Raw genomic sequence first — 21379 nt, 5'->3', positions numbered from 1 at the left:
GGTTCCTTTACAGGAACCAGTTTTTTTAATTCTTTACTTTCTTCCAGACATCCCATTCTCCGGACTGACTAGGAATTTCACCTTTTGTCCACCATTTCGCTTCATATAAAACACCTTCATAAACAACCTGATTCCCTTTCGTATAAATCGATGTCGCAGTCCAAGAAGGGGTACCAGATTCAGCCTCTAGACAGTCGGTTGCTTTCTTCCACACACCCCATTCACCAGAATCCACTGGATTCTCCCCTGTTGTCCACCATTTCGCCTCATAAATTACCCCGTTCACACTAACTCGATCTCCCTTTGTATACACTGCACTAGAAGACCAAACGCCTGCATTACACACAAGGTTCTCATTCTCTGTTAATAGCACCTCTGCAATGGCATTAACCAAATCACCATCACGATTGTTACTTGCCTCCCAGAACATTGCTCCAGCAAGCCCATTATCCTTTACAAAATGAGCTTTATAGGAAATGGACTCGGGATCATCATACGTAATAAATGTTCCTTCACTTGCGTTAAATAAGAACGGTACTTTTGATGCCTCATTCCAATAACGTGTATACCCATTTTGATTCACATAATTGTCTTTTAAATCCTGATAATCAAATGTTGCGTTAGTCCATGTTCCTACATCTGCAGGTCCTGTACAAGTTGAATACTCACCATTATTATTAGGTTCACAACCAGTCCATCCATAGCCATAGAATGGCATGCCAACAACTAATTTATCTTTCGGAACACCAGCATTCAAATGACCATTCACTGCTGCATCTACATTTAACACATCAGCCCCTGGGACGGTTGCATCTTCATCATAATATAGTGGCGCATTGTGTCCATTTTGTGCTTGCCATGTACCATTCAAGTCGTAAGTCATAATTTGAATCCAATCTAAAATAGTTGCTAGTTTATCTAATTCATTGTTTTGTAGATAACTTGGAGACGCAGAAGAAGCAATTGTTAATGTGTAGCCTTTTCCATCTTCTGCCCCGGCCTCATTAAGCGCTGCTCTTGTTGCTTCTAATAACAATGTGTGGTTTTCTTTATCAGCAGGATCACGCTCATTATCCGGCATTCCCCCACTAACCGGGTACTCCCAATCAAGGTCAACACCATCAAAATCATATGCACGTACAAAATCAACTGCCGACTGAGCAAAATTTTCACGAGTTTCTTCTGTTGCTGCTACAAGGGAGAGACGATTAGACCATGTCCAACCCCCAACCGAAATCACTGTTTTTAAATGTGGGTGTTCCTTTTTCAAAAGTTGAAGTTGTTTTATATTTCCTTTAATCTGTTCATCTTCTGAGTCTCCAGGGTATCGCTTATGAACATCTTGTTCAGGATCACCAAGGACGATTGAACCATTAGGAACATCAATTGGGCCATTTTCATCCTCACAAACCCACTCCTGTGGGTTGGGACCACTTGGATCAAGGTTACCATGAACACCATCCCAACACACGTTTGCAAACGCATACATAACATGAGTCATTTGCTCTGCTGGGAGATCCATCACTTCATAACCACGCTCCTCTGCAACCCATGATGGATAGTAACCAACTACTTTAAAATCGTCACTTGCTGAACCCGCCTTGGCAAATGTTTGCGTTCCACTGAAGAGAAAAACAAGTACGAGCACATAAACACTAAAAGTTGTCTTTTTCATAATCATTCCTCCTCTTTCAGATTATTGATACAACAAATTTTTATTTGTCATTACAAAAGAATTCGTTACTTGTTTTCTTTTTCCTACTTTTTTAGTCAAAATAATCAGAAAGACTCATTTTTTTGTCTTTAATCGTCTCTTCAGGACTAAAGAATCAAATTATGCACTCGATTTATAAATAGGGCAGATGGTTTGCAGTTGAGTCACCATTTCTTTTCAACGCAAAAGAGACCCACGAAGTATATTCCTTCTTGAGACTCTCTTTTCACCTATTGGTTGTTAAGATAACTCTTTTTAAGTTCGTATTCCAGAAAACAACATATCAAAAACCGCATTTGCCCATTCCTCGGTTGTTTCTTGATTGCGAGCTTTATTCAAAGATATTGCTTGAAATAAAGCCGCTTCAATTAGTTTCACTGGCAGGTCGGATCGAATCTCACCACATTTAATTCCTGCAACAACTAATTCCTTTATTTGAGCAAATACGATATGATGATGCTTCCATAAGTGGTTAAGTATTTGTTGCACATGATCACTACTACTTTTTTGAACATGAGGTGTTAATTCAATTGCTAGCAAGATACGATCATGCTTCATAAAAAGATGCAAAAGCCCACGTAACTGTTCTAGTGGTCGCGCTGTTTGATCCAATTTATCACGATCTTCAATAAACGCTTCCATTATATGAAGCATATAAGCTGTGATCAAATCTTCTTTGCTACGATAATATTCATAAATCGTACTTCGCCCTACACCAAGTTGATCAGCTAATGCTTTAAAATGAAATCCTTCATAGCCTAATTCATGCAATAACCCATCTGTTGCAATAAAGATATCTTCTTTGTTTAGTTTTCTTCTTGCCATCCGTCCGTACCTCTCCTTCGCTCCACTTTATCATAGCATGAGTCAAAGAAGAACAAAAACGTTAACTAGCACCCATTTGCTTTTCTTGCAGTTTTTCTTCCAAGCGTATTTGAGCTTCGGGTAGTCCGTTTTTGTTACCGCTAAATAGCTTAGTGAATGTTTGTACGAAAGTCTATCATAAAAAATGACCAATTTCGCTATCTTTAGCGAAATTGGTCATTTTTTAATAAATTGTCCTGAAACGTAACTCGTCATTAATAATTGTTTTTTCTTTTGTTGCAACATGCTCCACTTTCGAGAATTGATTGCCCTTCTTTATGTTTGATAAAAAAGATTGAATCTGACTTTCCTCTCCTTGGACATAAATTAAAACATTACCGTTATCCATGTTTTTCACTGTGCCAGTTACATCCCAATTTAATGATTCTTGTTCTACAAAAGAACGAAAGCCGACACCTTGAACATGACCAACTACTTCTATTTCAAAACGCTTCATGTAGAATCACTCCTTTATCATTCATTACCCACGTAAAAGAAGAAAAAACCTAGCCTATTTTAAGGAAACCGCTTTCAAATGTGTCTAAAGTATGATAATATAAAAAGACACAAAAAAGACACAATGTTGACAAAGTAAATTCACAACTTTAATACAAACAAAAGGAGTGCCCCATTATGGATCTATTTTTTGCTTATATGTTCGTTGCGAGTGCTACTCCGCTATTCTTATGGTTAGAGCACCGTAAGATTGCCATGCTTAGTATCCCATTTATTGTGGTTATGTGGTTATTATCAATCGCCTTCTTATTTGAAGGTTTTATGTTCCATATTAACGAATCAGCTTTTATTACTGCGTTTCTAGTTAATGTGGTTATTGCACACATTGCGGCGTTTATTCTTTATGCTTCTCCACATATTCAAACAAAAACAAAACAAACAAAAGAAACAGCTGAATAACAAAAAAAACGCATTCCAATTTTGGAATGCGTTTTTTTATTTAAACGTGACCCGTCATAATAACGAAGTACGTACCTAGCACAATGATAATCGCAATCACAAGAGCGAATAGCGTATGACCAATTTGCCATTTGCCATCTTTTCCTTCACCAATATGCATGAACATAAACAATTGCACAGACATTTGGATGAATGCAAAGACAAAGACGATGATTACTCGAACGCTCCAAGCTAAATTTGTTTGAGTCATAACCCATACAGCAAGCAACGTTAAAACAATTGACAGTAAGAAGCCAATTAAATGCTGCCATGGAAACCCGTGGTGATTATTGGCCGATGTTTCATTGTTGTTTGCCATCTAAATCCACTCCATTCCAAGCAAGTAAACGCCTGTAAAGATAATGATCCAAACAACATCAAGAAAGTGCCAATACAAGCTTGCAATAAAGAACTTCGATGTTGTACGTGGCGTTAATCCTCTTTGTTTAATTTGAATCGCAAGCAAGAGCATCCAAACAACACCAACACTTACGTGTAAACCATGTGTTCCTAATAAAACAAAGAATGTAGACCAGTGGGCGCTTGCAGATAATGTAGCTCCTTCATGAGCGTAATGAACAAACTCATAAATTTCAAAGCCTAAGAAACCTAGCCCAAGTAAAAGTGTTAAACCGACCCAGACGAGCATCCGGTTTACTCTTCCGGCCCTCATTTCATGAATAGCGATTCCTGCAGTAAATGAACTTGTCAGAAGCAAGAATGTCATGGCTAACACCAGGCTCAAATCAAATAATTCACCTGTCGAAATCGCTCCGGCATTTCGGTCCACCAAGACGAAATAAGAAGCAAATAACGTCGAGAACAAGGCGAATTCAGCGCCGATGAAGATCCAAAAACCAAGGATATTGTTTTTGCCTTCAGATGATTGATACTCTAGTGGTGCATTCGGATTAATTGATTCATGTGAAGCCATCGTTACGCCTCCTTCGCTTTGTTTTCGATTTCTTCGATTTCTTCTACACTTACATAGTAACCGTCATTGTAATCAAAGGAACGGATAATCATACAAGCAAAGATACCGATCGCACCGATAATTGCAATTGAAAACCAACTGAACACAAGTGCAAATGAGGCAATAAACATAAACAGAGCCATAATTGGTGATAACCACGAATTACTCGGCATATGAATTTTTTCGAAATTCTTATCCTCATTTGGATCAAAGCCTTTTTCTTTCATATCCCAGAATGCGTCTCTTTCAGATACTTCAGGGACTTTCGCGAAATTATAAAACGGAGGTGCCGCTGAAGATGTCGCCCACTCAAGTGTACGTCCATCCCATGGGTCTCCTGTCGTATCTCGCTTCTCATAACGCCAGCTGTAATAAATGTTATACACAAACAGTGCAAAACCTGCAGCCATCATAAATGCGCCAACGGTTGAAATAAAATTAAGTGAGAACCAGCCATCAGATTCTAAATACGTATAGGTTCGACGTGGCATTCCATCTAGTCCTAAGAAATACTGCGGGAAGAAACATACGTTAAAGCCAATCATAAAGATCCAGAATACCCATTTCCCAATGCGCTCATTCATACGATGACCAAACATTTTTGGGTACCAGTAAATAAGACCGGCGAAACATGAAAATACAGTAGCCGCAATTAATACATAGTGGAAATGCGAAACTAGGAAATACGTGTTGTGATACTGGTAATCAGCAGCTGCCATGGCAAGCATAACACCTGTTACCCCACCGATAACGAAGTTCGGAATAAACCCTAATGACCAAAGCATCGGTGTTGTGAATCGAATTTTCCCTTTGTGTAGTGTAAAGAGCCAGTTAAAGATCTTAACACCTGTCGGAATCGAAATCGCCATGGTTGATATGGAGAAGAACGAGTTCACAGCTGCACTATTTCCCATTGTGAAGAAATGGTGTACCCATACAAGGAAACTTAAGAATGAAATGATCACAATGGATGCAACCATCGCATTATAACCAAATAATTTTTTACGGGCAAAGGTTGATATAATCTCTGAGAAAATCCCAAATGCTGGCAAGGCAACAATATAAACTTCAGGGTGCCCCCAAATCCAGAATAAGTTCGCCCATAGCATATCAAGTCCTTCACCTTGCAATGTAAAGAACGCTGAACCAAATAATAAGTCAAATGTCATCATTGCAAGTGCAACAGTTAAAACAGGAAATGCGAGCACAATAATTAATGAAGTAATAAAAACAGTCCAAGTGAACATTGGCATTTTCATCAATGACATGCCTTTTGTGCGCATTCTAAGAATCGTTACAATAAAGTTAATACCTGTCGCAAGAGTACCAATACCTGATAGTTGAATACCTAATGCGTAATAATTCTGTCCAACACCGGGGCTAAAATCATTTGAAGCCAGCGGGAAATACGATGTCCAACCAGCTGAAGGTGAACCGCCGATAATAAACGACAGATTAAAAAGTGCCATCCCAAAAAAGAACGTCCAAAAACTTAAGTTGTTTAAAAACGGAAAGGCTACGTCACGCGCGCCAATTTGCAATGGTACAACAACGTTCATTAGACCAATTAAGAATGGCATTGCCATAAAGATAATCATAATTGTACCATGAGTTGTGAAGATCTCATTATAATGCTGTCCGTTTAAGAACTCCATCTCTGGAGCTGCTAATTGCACACGCATCATCATTGCATCTACGCCACCGCGGAAAAGCATTAAAAGTGCGCAGGCAATATACATAATACCAATTTTTTTATGATCTACTGTTGTAATCCAATCAGACCAAAGTGTTTTCCATTTTTTAAAATATGTGAGGGCAACAATTGCGATTATGCTGGTAAGCGCGATCGAAATCTGCGCCCCTAGTATAAACGGGTCACCCGTTACTATAAATTCATCCCATCTCAACGGTATATCCCCTCTCTTCCATTGTAACTACCATCATTCATCCTCTAAATCCACCTCATACGTTTTAGAAGTATCAATAGGTTGAGATAACAATGGCATTTCAAATGCTTTACCTTCTCTTGAATGAGGGCTCCAAGCTTCATAACCAAGCTCCGCACGCTTTTCAAGTGAGTAAGTAGCATCATAAACATGATTAACAAACTCAAGATGCGTGGATGAAAAGGTCATTTCTTCTGCATGCCCTGGAACCATTAAATGAGCATATTCATCTTCAGAGAGACTAGGTGCCTCTTCTTGCACATCTGTTACCCAATTATCATAGGCTTCATCGGTCATTGCATTAACAAGAAAACGTTGTTCTGCAAAACCTTCTCCCGTAAAGTTTGCATTCCGCCCATCATACGTACCGACTTCTGTTGCTGCTAAAAACAATTCTGTTTCCATACCCGCCATGCTGTATTTTTGTCCGCCAAGCTGTGGGACCCAAAAGGATGCCATTGAATCAGCTGACGTTAATTTAAACAAGACAGGACGATCTACAGGAATATTGATGTAATTAACGGTTTCAATATTTTCTTCAGGATAGCTAAAAATCCATTTCCAGTTAGCGCTTGTTGCATGAATAACCAATGGATCCGTTTGGACACTTCCCTCAGCAATCTCTGGCGCTTCCTCAAGATTGTAAATCGTAACTACTGTTGGAACAGAAAGGATTGTAACAATTACAATCGGAATAATTGTCCAAGTTAGCTCCAACTTATGACTTCCTTCAATTGACGGGTCATAATTATCATTGTTCGCTCTGTCACGATATTTCACGAGCATAATTGTTAACATCACGAATACAACAAGAACAATAAAAATCATAAACCAAATGGATAACATGATCAGGCTTTTTTGCTGATCCGCTACGGGACCCTGCGGGTCAAGAACTGTTAGATTCCCACAGCCACTCAGAAAGAGAGCGACCATCGCAAAAGTAATCCATTTCATGTAAGTGGATGGTGTACTCAATAAAATCACCTTTCTTTTGGCATAATAAAATAAATGGTTGCGCAAAACTATGTGAAATGATGAACGTGTAACATAGCTGCTTACATCCTAACACTTTCCTGCAAGAAATGCTCCGAAATCAAAGCACAAACAATTAATTATCATAAATTAGACAAAAAAAAGTTGCGAAGCAGACACATCTTTACCATTCATTTCTTGTTAGCGCAATCATGAAATACCCTAAATTGGTCGACACTAAACAAAAAGGAGGTAGATTAATGAGTAGTCCCTATTTATGTCCAAAATGCAAAACAAATCGCACAAGGTTTCATCAAATAAAGCAGGAAGCGCAACCTGTTAAACTGGATCCTAAAAGCGGTGAAATTGCAGAAACATATGAAGAAGCTCATCTCGATGCATTTCATCTAAACTATAACGGACCTGAAATACGCATCCAATGTGGGGCGTGTGGTTTAAATGAGTCTGAACAAGCATTTACTGCTTATGCTAAAAACAGTCCCCTTTCATAAGGGGACTGCTCTTTTACGAAAACCAACTTTGAATGTGACGACTAATTAAATAAACTCCCATTATATACGCCTCTACTTCATCTCGCCAAGTATCTTGCTCTTGTCTAATATTCACTTTAAACATTTGTGCTTCATCAGTAGTCAGAGCATTATCAGAAGACGCGCGACGCATAAAATCTGATACTAACTGCATTCCTTCCTCGCCTCTACCCATTACTTCGTAAAAGGAAATAAACCCATGCATCACACCATTGAAACGAACTGCTTCAGTATATACTCCCGCTTCATGTAGACGATGAGCAAATGCTTCGCCCTCATCTCTCAAGGGATCAAATTCTCCTGTAATAACAAGTGTATCAGGCAGATCAGATAAATCCTCTGCAAGCAATGGAGAAGAGTATGGGGAATGCCAATCCATCTTATTAGGCGTATAAACTTCCCTTGCCCGTTCCATAACAGAACGGGACAGAAAATAATAGCCACTTGAATAACGGTCACGAGAATTTAGCTCTATGTCTTCAAATGTTGTTAATGGATAAAGTAATGCCATACTTTCTATCTTTGGCCCATCGAGTTGCTTCGTTTTTAATGCCACCGCAGCAGCAAGATTACCGCCAGCACTATCTCCAGCAACCGCAATTCTCTCAACATCAGCATCAAGTTGTTCAGACGATTCAACAACCCATTCTAACGTTTCATAATTATCATTTACAGCAGTAGGAAAGACATGTTCTGGTGCCAAGCGATAACCTGGCGCTACGACAATTGCTTTAGTCCGTGCTGCTAGGGAACGAATAATATTATCATGCGTTTCGATGTTTCCAAACCCTTCCATAAATGCTCCGCCATGAAAATAGACAATTACAGGATGAGGACCATCCGCGACCGGTTTATAAACTCGGATTGGTATTGTATCACCATCTTTTGTATCCATTATCATCTCAAGTTGTTGAATGGTTGGTGGCGCTTTACTTGCTAGAAAAGAAGGTGTTTTTAAACCTTCAGGCAGTAATTGTTTATTTACAGCATGTAGCATGACAGCCGTTTTTGGCGGCACTTTACCAGCTTCTGTATATCGTAAACTTTGCACAAAAAAAATAGAAAGCAAACTAACCAACACTAGCACTAACAATCCTGACATTGAAATACGTACTAGCAAAGACCAATTATGCTTCATCATTTCAGCGACCCGAATCCCAGTTTTTTACGATAAACTCATCTCTACCACTTTCTTTTCTGTCTTTTTTATAAGCTTCTGGTTGTTTTTTATAAAAATCTTGATGTTCATCCTCTGCTAGATAAAATGTGTCAGCTCGTCGTATTGATGTCACAATGGGCTTTTGAAAACGACCACTTGCTTCAATCTCTTTTCTGGACAATTCAGCTAGCTTTTTTTGATCCTCATTATGGTAAAAGATAGCTGTTGTATATTGGCTCCCCCTGTCTTGAAACTGACCACCTGCATCTGTTGGGTCAATTTGTGGCCAATATAGTTCTAACAATCGATTGTATGGAAATGTTGTTGAATCATATGTAATCTGGACCACTTCCAAATGACCCGACTGTCCTGTCTTTACTTGCTCATATCTAGGTTGGTCAATTGTACCGCCCATATAACCTGACTTCACTTCCACGATACCAGGAAGTTGATCAAACGGTTGTACCATGCACCAAAAACAACCACCAGCAAAAGTCGCTTTCTCAATCGTCACCTTAAATCTCCCCCATTTTTTTCATATCCACTCTTAAATTTAATACAGCCTTTTCTTTTGCTTTCGCCTCTATCATTACATCAACATCATGCAATTGTAAAACACGCAAAAGCATTTTAAAATCTTCAATATCTACATAATTAGCATGACTCCGGTCACTCTTGCTTGTTTTTCCTGAACTTATATGCACTTTAGGTAAAGAATTCCAAGTAGCAGCAACGTTGTCAAACAATGTGGTCATTTCTTCTTCGCCTGTATGGAAACAACGCTCATGATGAATATCAAAACAAATAGGAACCCCGCAAGATGAGTGAATCTCCAGAACATCCTTTACATGAAAGGTTTTGTCATCATTTTCAAGCCTAAGTTTTTGTTTAATTGATTTTGGTAACGTCTTGTAAACGTCAGCAAATGCTTGTTTTGCTTTATCTTTATCTCCATATGCGCCACCCGTATGAATAATGATATCTTCACCATTGACCAAATCCAAAAAATCACTATGGTAGTGCAAATCTTTAATTGCATTCTCAACTACATGCTCTTTAGGAGAGTTTAAAACAGAGTATTGTCCAGGGTGCATTGAGAAGCGCAACCCTTTTTCTTGCTGCTCTTTTTTAAATTGGTTCGTAAGCTTCAATACATCCTCATCTTGCTTCCAATTCCAAGTCATCTCTGGGTGAGTTGCGAATGGTACTAGTTCACTCGACAATCGTAAGAAACGAATATCATATTCTAAATTCCACTCAACAATGGCTTTAAGCTGGTTCAAATTATGGAGCGTCAACTCTTTTATCTTTTCCATTCCCTCTAGTCTCATTGTTTGAAGACGGCAAGTCTTAAAGCGGCTTGGAATCGTTGTATTTAAACAGGCATAGCCAAGTCTCATCACGTACTCCTATTCTAAGTCGTTAACGTATTACTCTTCGTCAGAGTCTTCATATTCGAATTGAATTTCATCTAATTTGCGACTGTACTTTATTTTGACGTCATGTTGATCAAAATACCAACTATCTTGTTCCTCAACAAAGAAACGAAATCCTTCTTCTTCTTTTATCGTTACGGGGTGCAGCGGTTCTGCCTGACTGATGCCTAATGAAAAACCACTTTGCAATGACCCACAACCTCCATATCGACCAAATAAACGAATGGGCACCAAGTTGTCTCCTGTTTCAAATTCTTCTTTAAACCAAGCTAGTGCTGGTTTTGTTATATATATATTCATGGTATTTTACTCCCCTTATCTCGAATCCGTTTGTGCTTATCATATCAATAATGGTTGTTCACGTCCAAAAAGTCGATTTTGTTTCACTAGGGAAACTTTTTTTCATCCGTGCATATATTATTAAAAAAAGGAAGTGTGGACGATGTTTGTGAAAAAGAATCCTTATGCATATGCCTCCTTATTATATAAATTACGATTAATCTCATTTGAACAACTGGAAAAAACAAATCAAAAAAAGCCGATCAATTAATTGCAGATCAGCTTTTTTCTAATAAGTATGTATCGAGCTTTTCAATTAAAAGAGGGATGTCAGGTTTAGCGACATGAAAAGTTACACCTGCAGATTCTCCTCTTTTTGCCATAACAGAAGCTTCAAGTGACGAAAACGAAAGAATCGGTGTTGCTTCGTAACGCTTTGATTGTCGAATTTGCTTTGTGAATTCAAGACCGTTTAAAAATGGCATATCGATATCTGTTACAATTGCTTTGTACTCAATAACATTATCCTCATCTCCCAAGTACTTCACAGCGTCAAGTCCGTTGCTAAACGTTGTCACATCATCATATCCACCATCATGTAATGCTTCGACAATCAACTGACGTATTGTGACAGAATCTTCTAGTAAGATGATAGGATAGTCCCCTCTATTGCGTAAGAATCCTTCGGAAAAGTCAGTATCGAAATGGATTGGATGAATAAAGTGGATCACTTTTTCTAGATCAAGTAAATAGGCAAACTCCCTTTCTTCAAGAGGCATCATGCCTGAAACAAATGTCTCCTTACCCTGGCTTATGTGATGTACGTGTTTAATCTCTTCTGAGTGAGCCTGTACGATTCTTAGAACATTTGATACTTTTAATGCAATTGTACGTTGACCTACTTCCGCAATGATAAAATAGAAGCTCTCTTCTTCCTGCATATCCATTAACTGATACGTGTTTATGACGGGAATCGCTTCATCACGAAAACGAATGACACCTTCAATGATTGCATGGCGGTTTGGAGAGGCACTTATTGGAAGCGGACGAATGATTTCTTTTACTTTTAAAACATTTAACGCAAAATATTCTTTATTTAGCATGAACAAAATAAGCTCTTGATCATAACTTTTCTCTTCTACTTGAAATATTGATAATGCCATACTAACCTCCATTAAGCTGACCACTTTCCTTTCTTATCGGCCAGCTTAAGAGAGATGTTTAGTCTCGTTCAATAAATAGTGTAATTGAAGCTTCTTCACGAAGACGCTCAAAAAGTCTGGCAGCTCCATTTTGTCTATAATCTGCCTCAAGTTCAGCTATAATTAAGTTTCTAACTTCATCTAATTCAATGTCTGTTTCTCCATAATCCACTTCGTACGTCTCATTAATTTGTTCTTCAGTAATATCTGGTGATCCTTGTTCTGAATCTAAAAATTTAAATCGTAATAAGTCTTCTTTTATTTGTTCTTCATATTCTTCAACAGTCATGTTTCCAGCACGTATTACTTCTTCATATTCTTCATCGGACTCGATGCCCTCTTCTAAACGCAGATCCAGAATTGCCTCTTGAAGCTCATCGTCGGTAACATAAATTTCTTCTGCCTCTGCAGCTTGTAAAAGTAGCTCCGTTTCAATTTCACTAGTTAACAATTGAGTTAAAATACGTTCATAAACCATAAGCTGCTCTTCTTCTGAACTAGATGCAGCCTGCTCATAGGCATTTGTATAATCTACAAAGTCCGCTTCAATCTTGTTTTTATGTATCTCTTCACCGTTTACTGTTGCAACTACATTCGGCCACTCTTCAGGATCAACTGAATTATACTTTTGTGTGTAAGGTTCCTCACTCGATTCTTCACTGCAAGCTGCAAGTAACATAATGAAAGCTACCGCTGCCATTTTCTTCACCACGACTATGTCCCTCCAATACCTATCTCTATTTCAATTTATAACAAATAACGACTTTGACAAGAAATTACCATGACAAAAACCTTTGACTTCTTCCTCGCTAAAATGTTTGCATAATTCATTAATTAATTGATCATACATGCCCGAGTGCTCTAATTGAGTAATATGATGCTTGATACCGTCAAAATCTGATCCAAATCCAATGTGAGAAACGCCGCCTCTGCCAGCTATATAATCAATGTGCTTGATTAAGTCAGTAATAGTAGCCTCTTGTTCACATTTTACAAATGTAGGGAAAAAAACGGTTCCTATAAAACAATTTTGTTTAATTAGTTCATCTATTTGCTCATCGCGTAAATTCCGGTCATGTTGACAGATTGCAAAAGCATTTGAATGACTTGCTATTGTATGTGTAGACCGCTCAATCACTTCCCAAAAAGCACGGATACTTAAGTGCGATACATCGTTTGTTACAGCGCGTTCATTGTTCATTTCCACCACTTTTTTCCCTAATTGAGTCAAACCTGCCCCTCTCGCCTCACCAATCCCATCAGCACATAAATTTGCATCATTCCAAGTTAAACCGATGGAACAAACCCCTTGTTCATAGAGCCATTCTAATTTACCTAAATCACTCCCTACTGCATCCATCCCTTCCAATGTCAAAACAGCTCCAATCTCCCCATCGCTCAATTGATTAATTTGTGAATACGAACGAATATGTTTTATATTTGGAAGGCTTAAAACTCTTTCATAAAATGCGTTCATTTGGTCCAATACAACTTGAAACTTTAATTCCTGGGGGATTCGATCTGGTACCCATATGGCAAAAAACTGTACGTAGACGTTCCCTGCTTTTAACCGATTTGCATTCGTATCTATTTCCGGATCATTTATAAATGACTTTGTTTCATCTCTCCATAATTTCAGCAATGCATCACAGTGCGTATCAATTACTTTCATTCACATTCGCCCCCCTTATTTCATACGATAGAGCAATGATCATCACACATAATTAGAATTATAGGGATGGAGGTTTTACGATGTCTGACAATTCCCGAAAAAATCAGGGCTCTACTAATTTCATGGCATCGATTGATCAATTTTTCCAGTCAACATTCAAACATTTCCCGACGCAGTTATTTGGTCAAGCAATTCCAGTGCGTGTGAAAGAGGAAAGCAATGAATTTATAATAGAAGCGGACCTTCCAGGAATTAAACGAGAACAAATCGAGCTAGAAGCACATCATCAAGCACTAATCATTCGTCTCCAGAATGTAGATGAGCTCATGACTCTTGAGGAAGAATCAAATCTAATCAGTCGTCAAAGTTCGAGCATAAGGAAGGAACGTGTCATTCCAGTTCCCTTTCCTTTCCAAGACCATGATATTCATGCCCATTATCAAAACGGTCTCCTTCGTATTAAGATTACAGGTCACCGTAAAACGATAGCTATAAAGTAAAGGAGGTGATACAGATGTTTCCACCAAGCAGGCGACAGTCTCACTTCAACCCTCAAATGCATGGTAGACCGAATAAAGTTAATCGAGGACACAGACCACCGTTTCCATATCCTCGACGTTTCTACCCTCAAGGGCAACAACCATCGACTGCTCCTAAAAAAAGATCAATGTGGGCAGCCCCATTTACGAATGAAAATGGGAACTTTGATTTCTCGCGCACCGCAACTTCTGTAGACCAATTTGTAAAAACCGTTAGACAAGTTTCTCCTTATGTAGCTAAAGTTAGCAACTTTTTTATTAAATAAAGGGCAGGCAGATACTGCCCTTTTTAACACATTCCTCTGGTGTCTGGTTCCCAGTCTAATGGTTTTACTTTTTGCGCATAAGCGAGTGTCCCTCGAGGAGCAAGCAACTTTAGCCCTTGTGATAATACATAATCAACCTTAATCACCTTCCCTATCTCTTCCTCTGCTTTATTATCATAAAGAAACGTCAAATCATTTGCTTTAATTAGCTGATCGTCTTCTTTAAAAACTCCTTCTTGTAAGTAAAATTCAACCATTGTACTACATTCGAATGTATCTCTTGCTGCGACACGTATGGTTGAATAGTTACGATCCTTTAAGTAGTTAGCCGCTTCTTCTGTAATATTTATTTGCATGTTTTTCCCCTTCCTATCTATAGCAACCCATCTTGTTCAAACAAATACGCATAAGGTATATCAATAAATACATACAACGTATTGGTTAATGGGTAGGAATACGTTCGAATTTGTTCATCTCGTTCAATATCTATATAAAGATCTGATAAGATTCCTTTTTTCTCAACGTTCATCCGAACAATATTTTCTAAAAAATACGGGCGCCAACTCCAGTTTTTAGCTCTACCTTCTTTATGAAGTTCCCATTTACCCTCTTCATTTTTTTCCGCATTAGCTGACTCTTGAAAGCCGTTAGCATTACAAATATATACGCGAAATGTGAATTCATCTAACATACTCGCCACTTTCAAAATCACTTCATCATATTCTTGCGATGACTCAATCGTTTTCATTGCTTGTTTAATCGTTGTTGTTAGCGCATTTGAAAGTTGAAATTGCGCCTCCATCTTCTGACGTTCAAAATGAATAAAATGATTCATATCCTTCGTCAATTTGTTTTTACATTCATTTTCATCGATAAACGTTTCTTCACCGTGTCTTAAATACGACCCTTGATAATAACGACCACCGCTTCTCCAAGCATAATTAAGCTGTTTGAATGTCTCCACACCTTCAAATAATAAGGTGGCGCCAATTTTTCTCGCCAATTGTGAGAGTGGTTGATGCACGTCCTTATACATACCGGGCAAGACATTTTCCTCTAAGAACCGGCAATTAACACGTATGACGTTTGGACGAAGCTGTGTGAACAACTCAAATTGATTTGGCGTAGATGAGTCTGCATCAATTGCAATTTGAACTCCAAGGCTTTGCATGTATACCATTGTGTGTTTAACTTCTAACAATTCTTCCAAAGTATGCTGGCAACCTATGATCACAATAATCCGATGTAAAGGTATCCCTAAACTGTCTATTGCTTCAAGCCTTGCAAGTAATTCTTCACCTGCATTTTTCCTTAATAAGTTTGCACTGTAATGAAAACAAAGTACACTCGACTGCTTTTCTTTTGTATAGAGAGATATTGCTTTCTCTTGCAAATCATCCTCTAATTCAAGCAAATAATCACTTGGAATATCTCGATCTTCGAAGAACCAATTTAGATTAATTTTTTCATCTCCATCGACCCAATAAGCCTGCACTTCATAACCAATAATCTGCTGTTTATCTGCGCTAATAATGGGGAGGAAATAAGGGATAACTTGATTTTTGTTCATCATAATATCAAGCGGATCCATACTATCACCTCGTTCAGAGCTGCTTTTTGTTTATTGTATCATATTCGCTCCTGGCTTCGCCCCATGCGCATCTTGTAAAAAAAAGAGTATGTTTTCAGCCACTTCTGTCGGTCGCTCCTCTGGTATAAGGTGGCCGCATTTATCTAATAAAACTAACTTACTATTTGGCAAATCATGATACAAACGCTCACTCGTTTTCACGGGAATTAGTGGATCACTTATACCAGCTAACAGTAAAGTACGCTGATTGATACATGTCAATTGATCTGAAGTTAAATCCCCTTCACGCTGACGGCTAAGTTGAATTAATCCAATACAAAAGTGAGGATCTAGAAGCGGTGTATGATAATGTTGTACCATTTGCTCATCAATACAGCCCTTATCATAAACAGCCTCTTCAATCACCATACGAACATCTGGTTTTTGTATAAATCGTTTCACGAAATAGGAAGCAAACGGAAAATAAGATGCTACACGGTACCGTTGTTTCACTCTTTTCAAATACCCGGAGCTAGCAAGTAATACAAGGCACTGTACACGATTCGGATACTCTTTTGCAGCATATAAAGCAACTTGACCGCCCATAGAATGACCGATTAAACAAGCTTGTTGTACTTCCAATTCGTCCAACAACTTAATAACCGTTCTTGCATAATTATTAAAGGAATATAAATATCGTTTATGTTTACTACTTTTTCCAAAACCAGGTAGATCACAACTAATAACATCAAATTCTTTTAGTAAAAATGGAATTAATTTATGGAAACTTGCACATGAGGAAAAAAAACCGTGAAGAAATAAGATCGTCCCGATTGGTTTTTTTTCACAAGTGAAATATTCAAAATAAACAGTTGCATTGTCAATAGAATAGTAAGAAGACTTCATTGGTTTTAGCGTCCGCATCGCCATCACTCCTTACATTTAGTCTGCACGGGAATAAATAAAAAAAACCGATTGCTCGGTTTTAATCATGTAAATGATATGGTGTTTCTTGGTAAACATAATAGTTTAACCAATTAGAAAACAATAAATTTGAATGGGCTCGCCATTGTAAAAGAGGCGATGCTTTTGCATCATCTTCGGGAAAATAATTAAACGGTACTTCACAAGCAATTCCTCTTTTTAAGTCACGTTCATATTCTTGTTTAAGTGTTTGAGCATCGTATTCTGAATGACCCATAACATAAACGCGTTTTCCATTTTTAGATGAAGCAATATAAACACCTGCCTCATTTGATGAACTAAGCACCATTAAATCCTCTGTATTCTCGATATCTTCTCTGCTGACTGTCGTATGGCGCGAATGAGGAGCAAGAAAGACATCATCAAAACCTCGCAGTAAATTCACGTTTGGTACATCCACCTTGTGAGAGTAGATGCCGAAAAGCTTGTTAGTTAACGGTTGTTTTTTAACCTTATAATGATGAAACAAACCTGCCTGAGCGCCCCAACAAATATGTAAAGTAGACGTGACATTTGTTGTTGTCCAGTCAAGAATTGAAGTCATTTCATTCCAATAATTCACATCATGAAAAGGTAATGTCTCAATAGGTGCACCCGTTATAATCATCCCATCGAACTTAAGTTGCTTCACTTCATCAATCGTTTTGTAAAATAAATTCAAATGCTCTTTTGATGTATTCTTTGGCGCATGGCTACTTGGATGTAGTAATGATACGTCAACTTGTAAAGGCGTGTTGCCTAATAAGCGAATCAATTGCGTTTCCGTTTCTTGTTTTGTTGGCATTAAATTAAGAATACATATTTTAAGCGGTCTTATATCTTGAGTATACGCCCGGCTTTCATCCATCACAAATATGTTTTCTTTTAGAAGAATATTCTTCGCTGGTAAATGGTCTGGAATTTTAATCGGCATCGTCTCTCTCCCCTAAAAATGAAAACATTCATTTTTCAATCATCTTAACGCAAGTTAAATATAGTTTCAAGACCATAAAAAAGGTTATGCAAGTGCATAACCTTAACGATCAAGCTCAATTGGGAAAATCAATTGCCCTTCCTGGATATGATCAGTATACATAAATTCAAATGTATTTCCTTCTGGAACGATATAAGCAACTTCACCTGACACAACTCTACCAGCAGGAATTTGACCGCCAAGAATCCCTTTCGTCTCAACATTAGATGCATGTGAGTATGCATAATAATCTTCATCCATTAAAGTCATGTTCAACAAGGAAAGATTGATCGTTGTGTCACGTTCATTTTTTACAGTCAAATCTACTTTTACAATTAGCTCGTCCTCTTTTTCTTCAATTGTCGTCACTTCATTTAAAGTGATTTCTATTCCTCTTAATTCTTGGGTTTCTCCAACTGTCACTTCATCATCTTCATTCTCGTTTGATGAAGTTGTTTCATCATTTGAAACAAACCCTCTTGAAAAAGCTACAATCAATAATAAACAAGCAATTAATCCAAGTAACACTAATACTTTTTCTTTCATGTTTCCCCTCTCTCCCCTTCATCTGCTATATATTCCATTGTATGCCTGAAAAATGCTGCCCATACATGGTTCTGAAACAGTTAATTAAGAAGAGATGTATTTCTTTAGCCTTTCCACCATTCATCATAAATCGTGACTGGTGATTGCCGTTTGTGCTCTGTTGCAACATAACGTGATTCCAACTGCTGTTGAATAGAAGTGTCAATTTTTTTCCCTTCTAAATAATCATCAATTTGATTATACGTCATCCCAAGAGCTTCTTCATCAGACAAACCAGGCTTGTCATCTTCTAAATCAGCAGTTGGTACTTTCTCATACAATGACTTTGGTGCTTCTAAATGTTCCAATAGCTCTTTTCCTTGACGTTTGTTTAAACCAAAAAGAGGAGCCACATCGCATGCACCATCGCCAAATTTTGTGAAGAATCCTGTCACAGCTTCAGCACCATGATCTGTTCCTATTACCAATGCTTTATAATGTGCAGCTAAATCAAATTGTACTTTCATTCTTTCTCTTGCTTTTATGTTTCCTTTTAAGAAGTTCGACAGCTCTTCATTTGTCGCTTCTTTAAATGCTTGTGCAGATGCATCAACAGCTGGTTTAATGTTTACCGTATAAACCCGGTCAGCACCAATAAACGCCAATGCTTTTCTCGCATCATCTTCATCATGTTGTACACCATAAGGTAATCGAACAGCATGGAATGTATACTCACCTGGCTGATTCTCATTTAATTCATTGATTGCTAATTGAGCTAGTTTCGCAGCAAGTGAGGAATCCTGTCCCCCTGATATTCCAAGCACATACCCTTTAGCGCCTACTTTGGTCAAATACTTCTTTAAAAAATCCACTCTTGAACGAATTTCTTTTGTAGGATTAATCTCTTCTTTTGTATGTAAATCAGCTCTGATCGAATCTTGATTCACTTTCATATCGAACCCTCCATTTTAAGTATTTGATAAGCGTTCAAGTTGCCAAAGCAACCCTTCGGCTTTTAAAACTTCTATTTGCTTATCCTCCAATAAATCAAAATGAGAAAAATTATCTCTTTCATGAATCCATTCTGGTCGTAAAGCATAATGCTTACCCCAGTCGACTAATCGTTCTCTATTGCTACAAGCAACTTTCGTTACAGTAGAAGCATTAGGAAAACGACGATCGTACCAATAATGTGTCAAGATCGCTATCTTACCAGCAGAAGCCCTTTCTTTCCAAGCATCAAGTTCACAGCGTTTTATTCCAAATGCCATTAACTTTGTTGATCCATCAGCTGTACGTACTTTTGATACCAGTCCGGAAACGCACGCTTAAAGGGGACTGGTCGGAATGTATCTTTCTTCACAATCACATGCGTTGTATACCCACTAATACAAAGAACACCATGTTGATTATGTATCTCATATGTGTAGACCGTTTTTATACCATCATTTAACGTAATCCATGTTGATATTGTAGCATTATCTCCATAACGGAGTGCCTGCTTGTAAGTAGCGTGAACGTCATAAACAGGAGCAAAATAACCAGCTTCCTCCATTTCAACATAGCTGAAACCGGCCTCTTCAATAAATTCAGTTCGCCCTAGTTCAAAATACTTTAAGTAATTGGCATGATAGACAACACCCATCATATCGGTGTCAGCATATTGTGGTTTGATCGTTGTAAAAGTCTTGTGTGCCAATGGTTTTAACCACTCCGTTCTCTCCCATTTTGAATATTATACCTAAAAGTCACATTGAAGTCACATAGCTTGTCTTGCATTATATTTCGTTCATTATTATCGATCGAATGATGAGGCTTTTGTCGATTCACATGATACATCGTTTATTCATTCTCTAGTCTAGCGTCGACAAAGTATCTATCCCAAATCACAATTTTTTTATACATTTGACGACTTTTTTTAGTATATCATAATGAATATTGTTCACAAAAGATAACCGCTCTTTAAAGCGGGCTCTCATTGGACCTTTTAAATAATAACCATAATTACCGTTCTTCTTCCCCCTGAAGATGACGGTCAAACGACAAATTGGTTACTAAAAAGCTCAATCGATCGTTGATTGAGCTCCTGCTTTTCTTATGCTGATCTTAATAATCAGATTTGCCTTGTTCTCCGGCGACAATAGCGACACCAGCACTAGCACCGATCCGAGTGGCTCCTGCTTCAACCATCGCTTCTACCCCACTCAAATCACGTACCCCGCCAGATGCTTTGACTCCAACATCTTTACCAACCGTTTTTCTCATCAATTTGATGTCTTCTACTGTAGCACCACCAGTAGAAAATCCGGTTGACGTTTTCACATAATCTGCTCCAGCTTGTACAACTAGCTTACAAGCGCGTTCTTTCTCTTCATCAGTCAACAAACAAGCTTCAATAATAACTTTTGTTAATGCTTTTCCCTTTGCTGCTTTGACAACCGACTCAATATCTTCAAGAACGATTTCATCTTTTTGATCTTTCAATGCAGATATATTAATAACCATGTCAATTTCAGTCGCACCATTTTCAATCGCATTAGTCGTTTCAAACGCTTTTGTTTCCGCTGTATTTTGACCTAAAGGAAAGCCAATGACTGTACATACTTTTACTTCTTTTTGATCTTTTAATTCTTGATAAGCCGTTTTCACCCAATAAGGATTAATGCAAACAGAGGCAAATTGATTCTCTTTTGCTTCCTTACACAATTGTATAATTTGTTCTTCAGTTGCATCTGCTTTAAGCAGTGTGTGGTCAATGAGATGTGCGATCGTTTCCGCCATTTTTCTCACCCTTTCGTCAGTTGTATTGCCCCACTCATGA

At 38.1% G+C, this 21379-nt stretch carries 27 protein-coding genes; 4 read left to right on the top strand and 23 right to left on the bottom strand.

The window, feature by feature from the left end:
- Nucleotides 1-25 precede the first annotated feature (25 nt).
- From BK584_RS01615 to BK584_RS01605, 3 genes are all read right to left on the bottom strand, one after another.
- Nucleotides 26-1675, bottom strand: a complete 1650-nt coding sequence (locus BK584_RS01615; RefSeq protein WP_245808785.1) for a glycosyl hydrolase family 18 protein — start codon at nt 1673-1675, stop codon at nt 26-28.
- Nucleotides 1676-1969: 294 nt separating this feature from the next.
- Nucleotides 1970-2539, bottom strand: a complete 570-nt coding sequence (locus BK584_RS01610; RefSeq protein WP_078390967.1) for a TetR/AcrR family transcriptional regulator — start codon at nt 2537-2539, stop codon at nt 1970-1972.
- Nucleotides 2540-2762: 223 nt separating this feature from the next.
- Nucleotides 2763-3035 (bottom strand): acylphosphatase, encoded by a 273-nt coding sequence (locus BK584_RS01605; RefSeq protein WP_078390966.1) that lies wholly within the window; start codon nt 3033-3035, stop codon nt 2763-2765.
- Nucleotides 3036-3211: 176 nt separating this feature from the next.
- Here BK584_RS01605 and BK584_RS01600 point away from each other — a divergent pair, with 176 nt between their 5' ends.
- Nucleotides 3212-3493 (top strand): spore morphogenesis/germination protein YwcE, encoded by a 282-nt coding sequence (locus BK584_RS01600; RefSeq protein ID WP_078390965.1) that lies wholly within the window; start codon nt 3212-3214, stop codon nt 3491-3493.
- 40 nt (nt 3494-3533) lie between these two features.
- Here BK584_RS01600 and qoxD read toward each other — a convergent pair whose 3' ends face one another.
- Genes qoxD through qoxA form a run of 4 tightly spaced genes read right to left on the bottom strand, consistent with a single transcriptional unit; the run spans nt 3534 to nt 7405 of the window.
- A complete protein-coding gene (qoxD, locus tag BK584_RS01595; protein ID WP_078390964.1) occupies nt 3534-3851 on the bottom strand; it encodes a cytochrome aa3 quinol oxidase subunit IV in 318 nt (105 codons plus the stop codon).
- The gene (qoxC, locus tag BK584_RS01590) at nt 3852-4466 is read right to left on the bottom strand and encodes a cytochrome aa3 quinol oxidase subunit III (protein WP_078390963.1); all 615 of its coding nucleotides are present in this window, start codon (nt 4464-4466) and stop codon (nt 3852-3854) included.
- 2 nt (nt 4467-4468) lie between these two features.
- Complete coding sequence (qoxB, locus tag BK584_RS01585) at nt 4469-6418, bottom strand: cytochrome aa3 quinol oxidase subunit I (protein WP_139365591.1); 1950 nt, start codon at nt 6416-6418, stop codon at nt 4469-4471.
- 27 nt (nt 6419-6445) lie between these two features.
- Entirely contained in the window at nt 6446-7405 is a 960-nt protein-coding gene (gene qoxA / locus BK584_RS01580) for a cytochrome aa3 quinol oxidase subunit II (RefSeq protein ID WP_078390961.1), read from the bottom strand.
- 278 nt (nt 7406-7683) lie between these two features.
- Between qoxA and BK584_RS01575 the strand changes: the two genes are divergently transcribed.
- Nucleotides 7684-7935, top strand: a complete 252-nt coding sequence (locus tag BK584_RS01575) for a DNA alkylation repair protein (protein WP_078390960.1) — start codon at nt 7684-7686, stop codon at nt 7933-7935.
- A gap of 13 nt (nt 7936-7948) precedes the next feature.
- Here BK584_RS01575 and BK584_RS01570 read toward each other — a convergent pair whose 3' ends face one another.
- From BK584_RS01570 to BK584_RS01540, 7 genes are all read right to left on the bottom strand, one after another.
- Nucleotides 7949-9112, bottom strand: a complete 1164-nt coding sequence (locus BK584_RS01570) for an alpha/beta hydrolase (RefSeq protein ID WP_078395336.1) — start codon at nt 9110-9112, stop codon at nt 7949-7951.
- A gap of 4 nt (nt 9113-9116) precedes the next feature.
- Nucleotides 9117-9641, bottom strand: coding sequence for a peptide-methionine (S)-S-oxide reductase MsrA (msrA, locus tag BK584_RS01565; RefSeq protein WP_078395334.1), 525 nt, complete (start codon nt 9639-9641; stop codon nt 9117-9119).
- 7 nt (nt 9642-9648) lie between these two features.
- Nucleotides 9649-10533 (bottom strand): UV DNA damage repair endonuclease UvsE, encoded by an 885-nt coding sequence (gene uvsE / locus BK584_RS01560; protein ID WP_078390959.1) that lies wholly within the window; start codon nt 10531-10533, stop codon nt 9649-9651.
- 30 nt (nt 10534-10563) lie between these two features.
- On the bottom strand, nt 10564-10869 hold the full coding sequence (locus BK584_RS01555; protein WP_078390958.1) for a HesB/YadR/YfhF family protein: 306 nt from the start codon (nt 10867-10869) through the stop codon (nt 10564-10566).
- Between the two features lie 257 nt (nt 10870-11126).
- The gene (locus BK584_RS01550; RefSeq protein WP_169870988.1) at nt 11127-12011 is read right to left on the bottom strand and encodes a chemotaxis protein CheV; all 885 of its coding nucleotides are present in this window, start codon (nt 12009-12011) and stop codon (nt 11127-11129) included.
- A gap of 58 nt (nt 12012-12069) precedes the next feature.
- Nucleotides 12070-12762, bottom strand: coding sequence for a SurA N-terminal domain-containing protein (locus BK584_RS01545; protein WP_078390956.1), 693 nt, complete (start codon nt 12760-12762; stop codon nt 12070-12072).
- Nucleotides 12763-12792: 30 nt separating this feature from the next.
- Nucleotides 12793-13722, bottom strand: coding sequence for a dipeptidase (locus BK584_RS01540; RefSeq protein ID WP_078390955.1), 930 nt, complete (start codon nt 13720-13722; stop codon nt 12793-12795).
- An 80-nt stretch (nt 13723-13802) separates the two neighbouring features.
- Between BK584_RS01540 and BK584_RS01535 the strand changes: the two genes are divergently transcribed.
- The gene (locus tag BK584_RS01535) at nt 13803-14222 is read left to right on the top strand and encodes an Hsp20/alpha crystallin family protein (protein ID WP_078390954.1); all 420 of its coding nucleotides are present in this window, start codon (nt 13803-13805) and stop codon (nt 14220-14222) included.
- Nucleotides 14223-14236: 14 nt separating this feature from the next.
- Nucleotides 14237-14527 carry a YppG family protein gene (locus BK584_RS01530; RefSeq protein WP_078390953.1) on the top strand — a complete coding sequence of 97 codons (291 nt, stop codon included), beginning with the start codon at nt 14237-14239 and terminating at the stop codon, nt 14525-14527.
- 23 nt (nt 14528-14550) lie between these two features.
- Here BK584_RS01530 and BK584_RS01525 read toward each other — a convergent pair whose 3' ends face one another.
- The 9 genes from BK584_RS01525 to deoC form a co-directional block, all read right to left on the bottom strand.
- Entirely contained in the window at nt 14551-14883 is a 333-nt protein-coding gene (locus BK584_RS01525) for an iron-sulfur cluster biosynthesis family protein (protein ID WP_139365590.1), read from the bottom strand.
- 17 nt (nt 14884-14900) lie between these two features.
- Nucleotides 14901-16118, bottom strand: coding sequence for an EAL domain-containing protein (locus BK584_RS01520; RefSeq protein WP_078390952.1), 1218 nt, complete (start codon nt 16116-16118; stop codon nt 14901-14903).
- A gap of 30 nt (nt 16119-16148) precedes the next feature.
- Nucleotides 16149-17021 carry an alpha/beta fold hydrolase gene (locus tag BK584_RS01515; protein WP_169870986.1) on the bottom strand — a complete coding sequence of 291 codons (873 nt, stop codon included), beginning with the start codon at nt 17019-17021 and terminating at the stop codon, nt 16149-16151.
- A 61-nt stretch (nt 17022-17082) separates the two neighbouring features.
- On the bottom strand, nt 17083-17994 hold the full coding sequence (gene metA, locus BK584_RS01510; protein WP_078390950.1) for a homoserine O-acetyltransferase MetA: 912 nt from the start codon (nt 17992-17994) through the stop codon (nt 17083-17085).
- A 102-nt stretch (nt 17995-18096) separates the two neighbouring features.
- Nucleotides 18097-18579, bottom strand: coding sequence for a DUF4352 domain-containing protein (locus BK584_RS01505; protein WP_078390949.1), 483 nt, complete (start codon nt 18577-18579; stop codon nt 18097-18099).
- A 104-nt stretch (nt 18580-18683) separates the two neighbouring features.
- Entirely contained in the window at nt 18684-19511 is an 828-nt protein-coding gene (nadE, locus tag BK584_RS01500) for an NAD(+) synthase (protein ID WP_139365589.1), read from the bottom strand.
- 15 nt (nt 19512-19526) lie between these two features.
- Nucleotides 19527-19829 carry a hypothetical protein gene (locus tag BK584_RS01495; RefSeq protein WP_078390948.1) on the bottom strand — a complete coding sequence of 101 codons (303 nt, stop codon included), beginning with the start codon at nt 19827-19829 and terminating at the stop codon, nt 19527-19529.
- On the bottom strand, nt 19829-20257 hold the full coding sequence (locus BK584_RS01490) for an acyl-CoA thioesterase (RefSeq protein ID WP_078390947.1): 429 nt from the start codon (nt 20255-20257) through the stop codon (nt 19829-19831). The genes BK584_RS01495 and BK584_RS01490 overlap by 1 nt, the downstream gene beginning before the upstream one ends.
- A 407-nt stretch (nt 20258-20664) precedes the next feature.
- Complete coding sequence (deoC, locus tag BK584_RS01485) at nt 20665-21339, bottom strand: deoxyribose-phosphate aldolase (protein WP_078390946.1); 675 nt, start codon at nt 21337-21339, stop codon at nt 20665-20667.
- Nucleotides 21340-21379: the final 40 nt, after the last annotated feature.

Source organism: Shouchella patagoniensis (assembly GCF_002019705.1).
Lineage (GTDB): Bacteria > Bacillota > Bacilli > Bacillales > Bacillaceae_D > Shouchella > Shouchella patagoniensis.
This window is presented reverse-complemented; position numbering and strand designations above follow the sequence as displayed.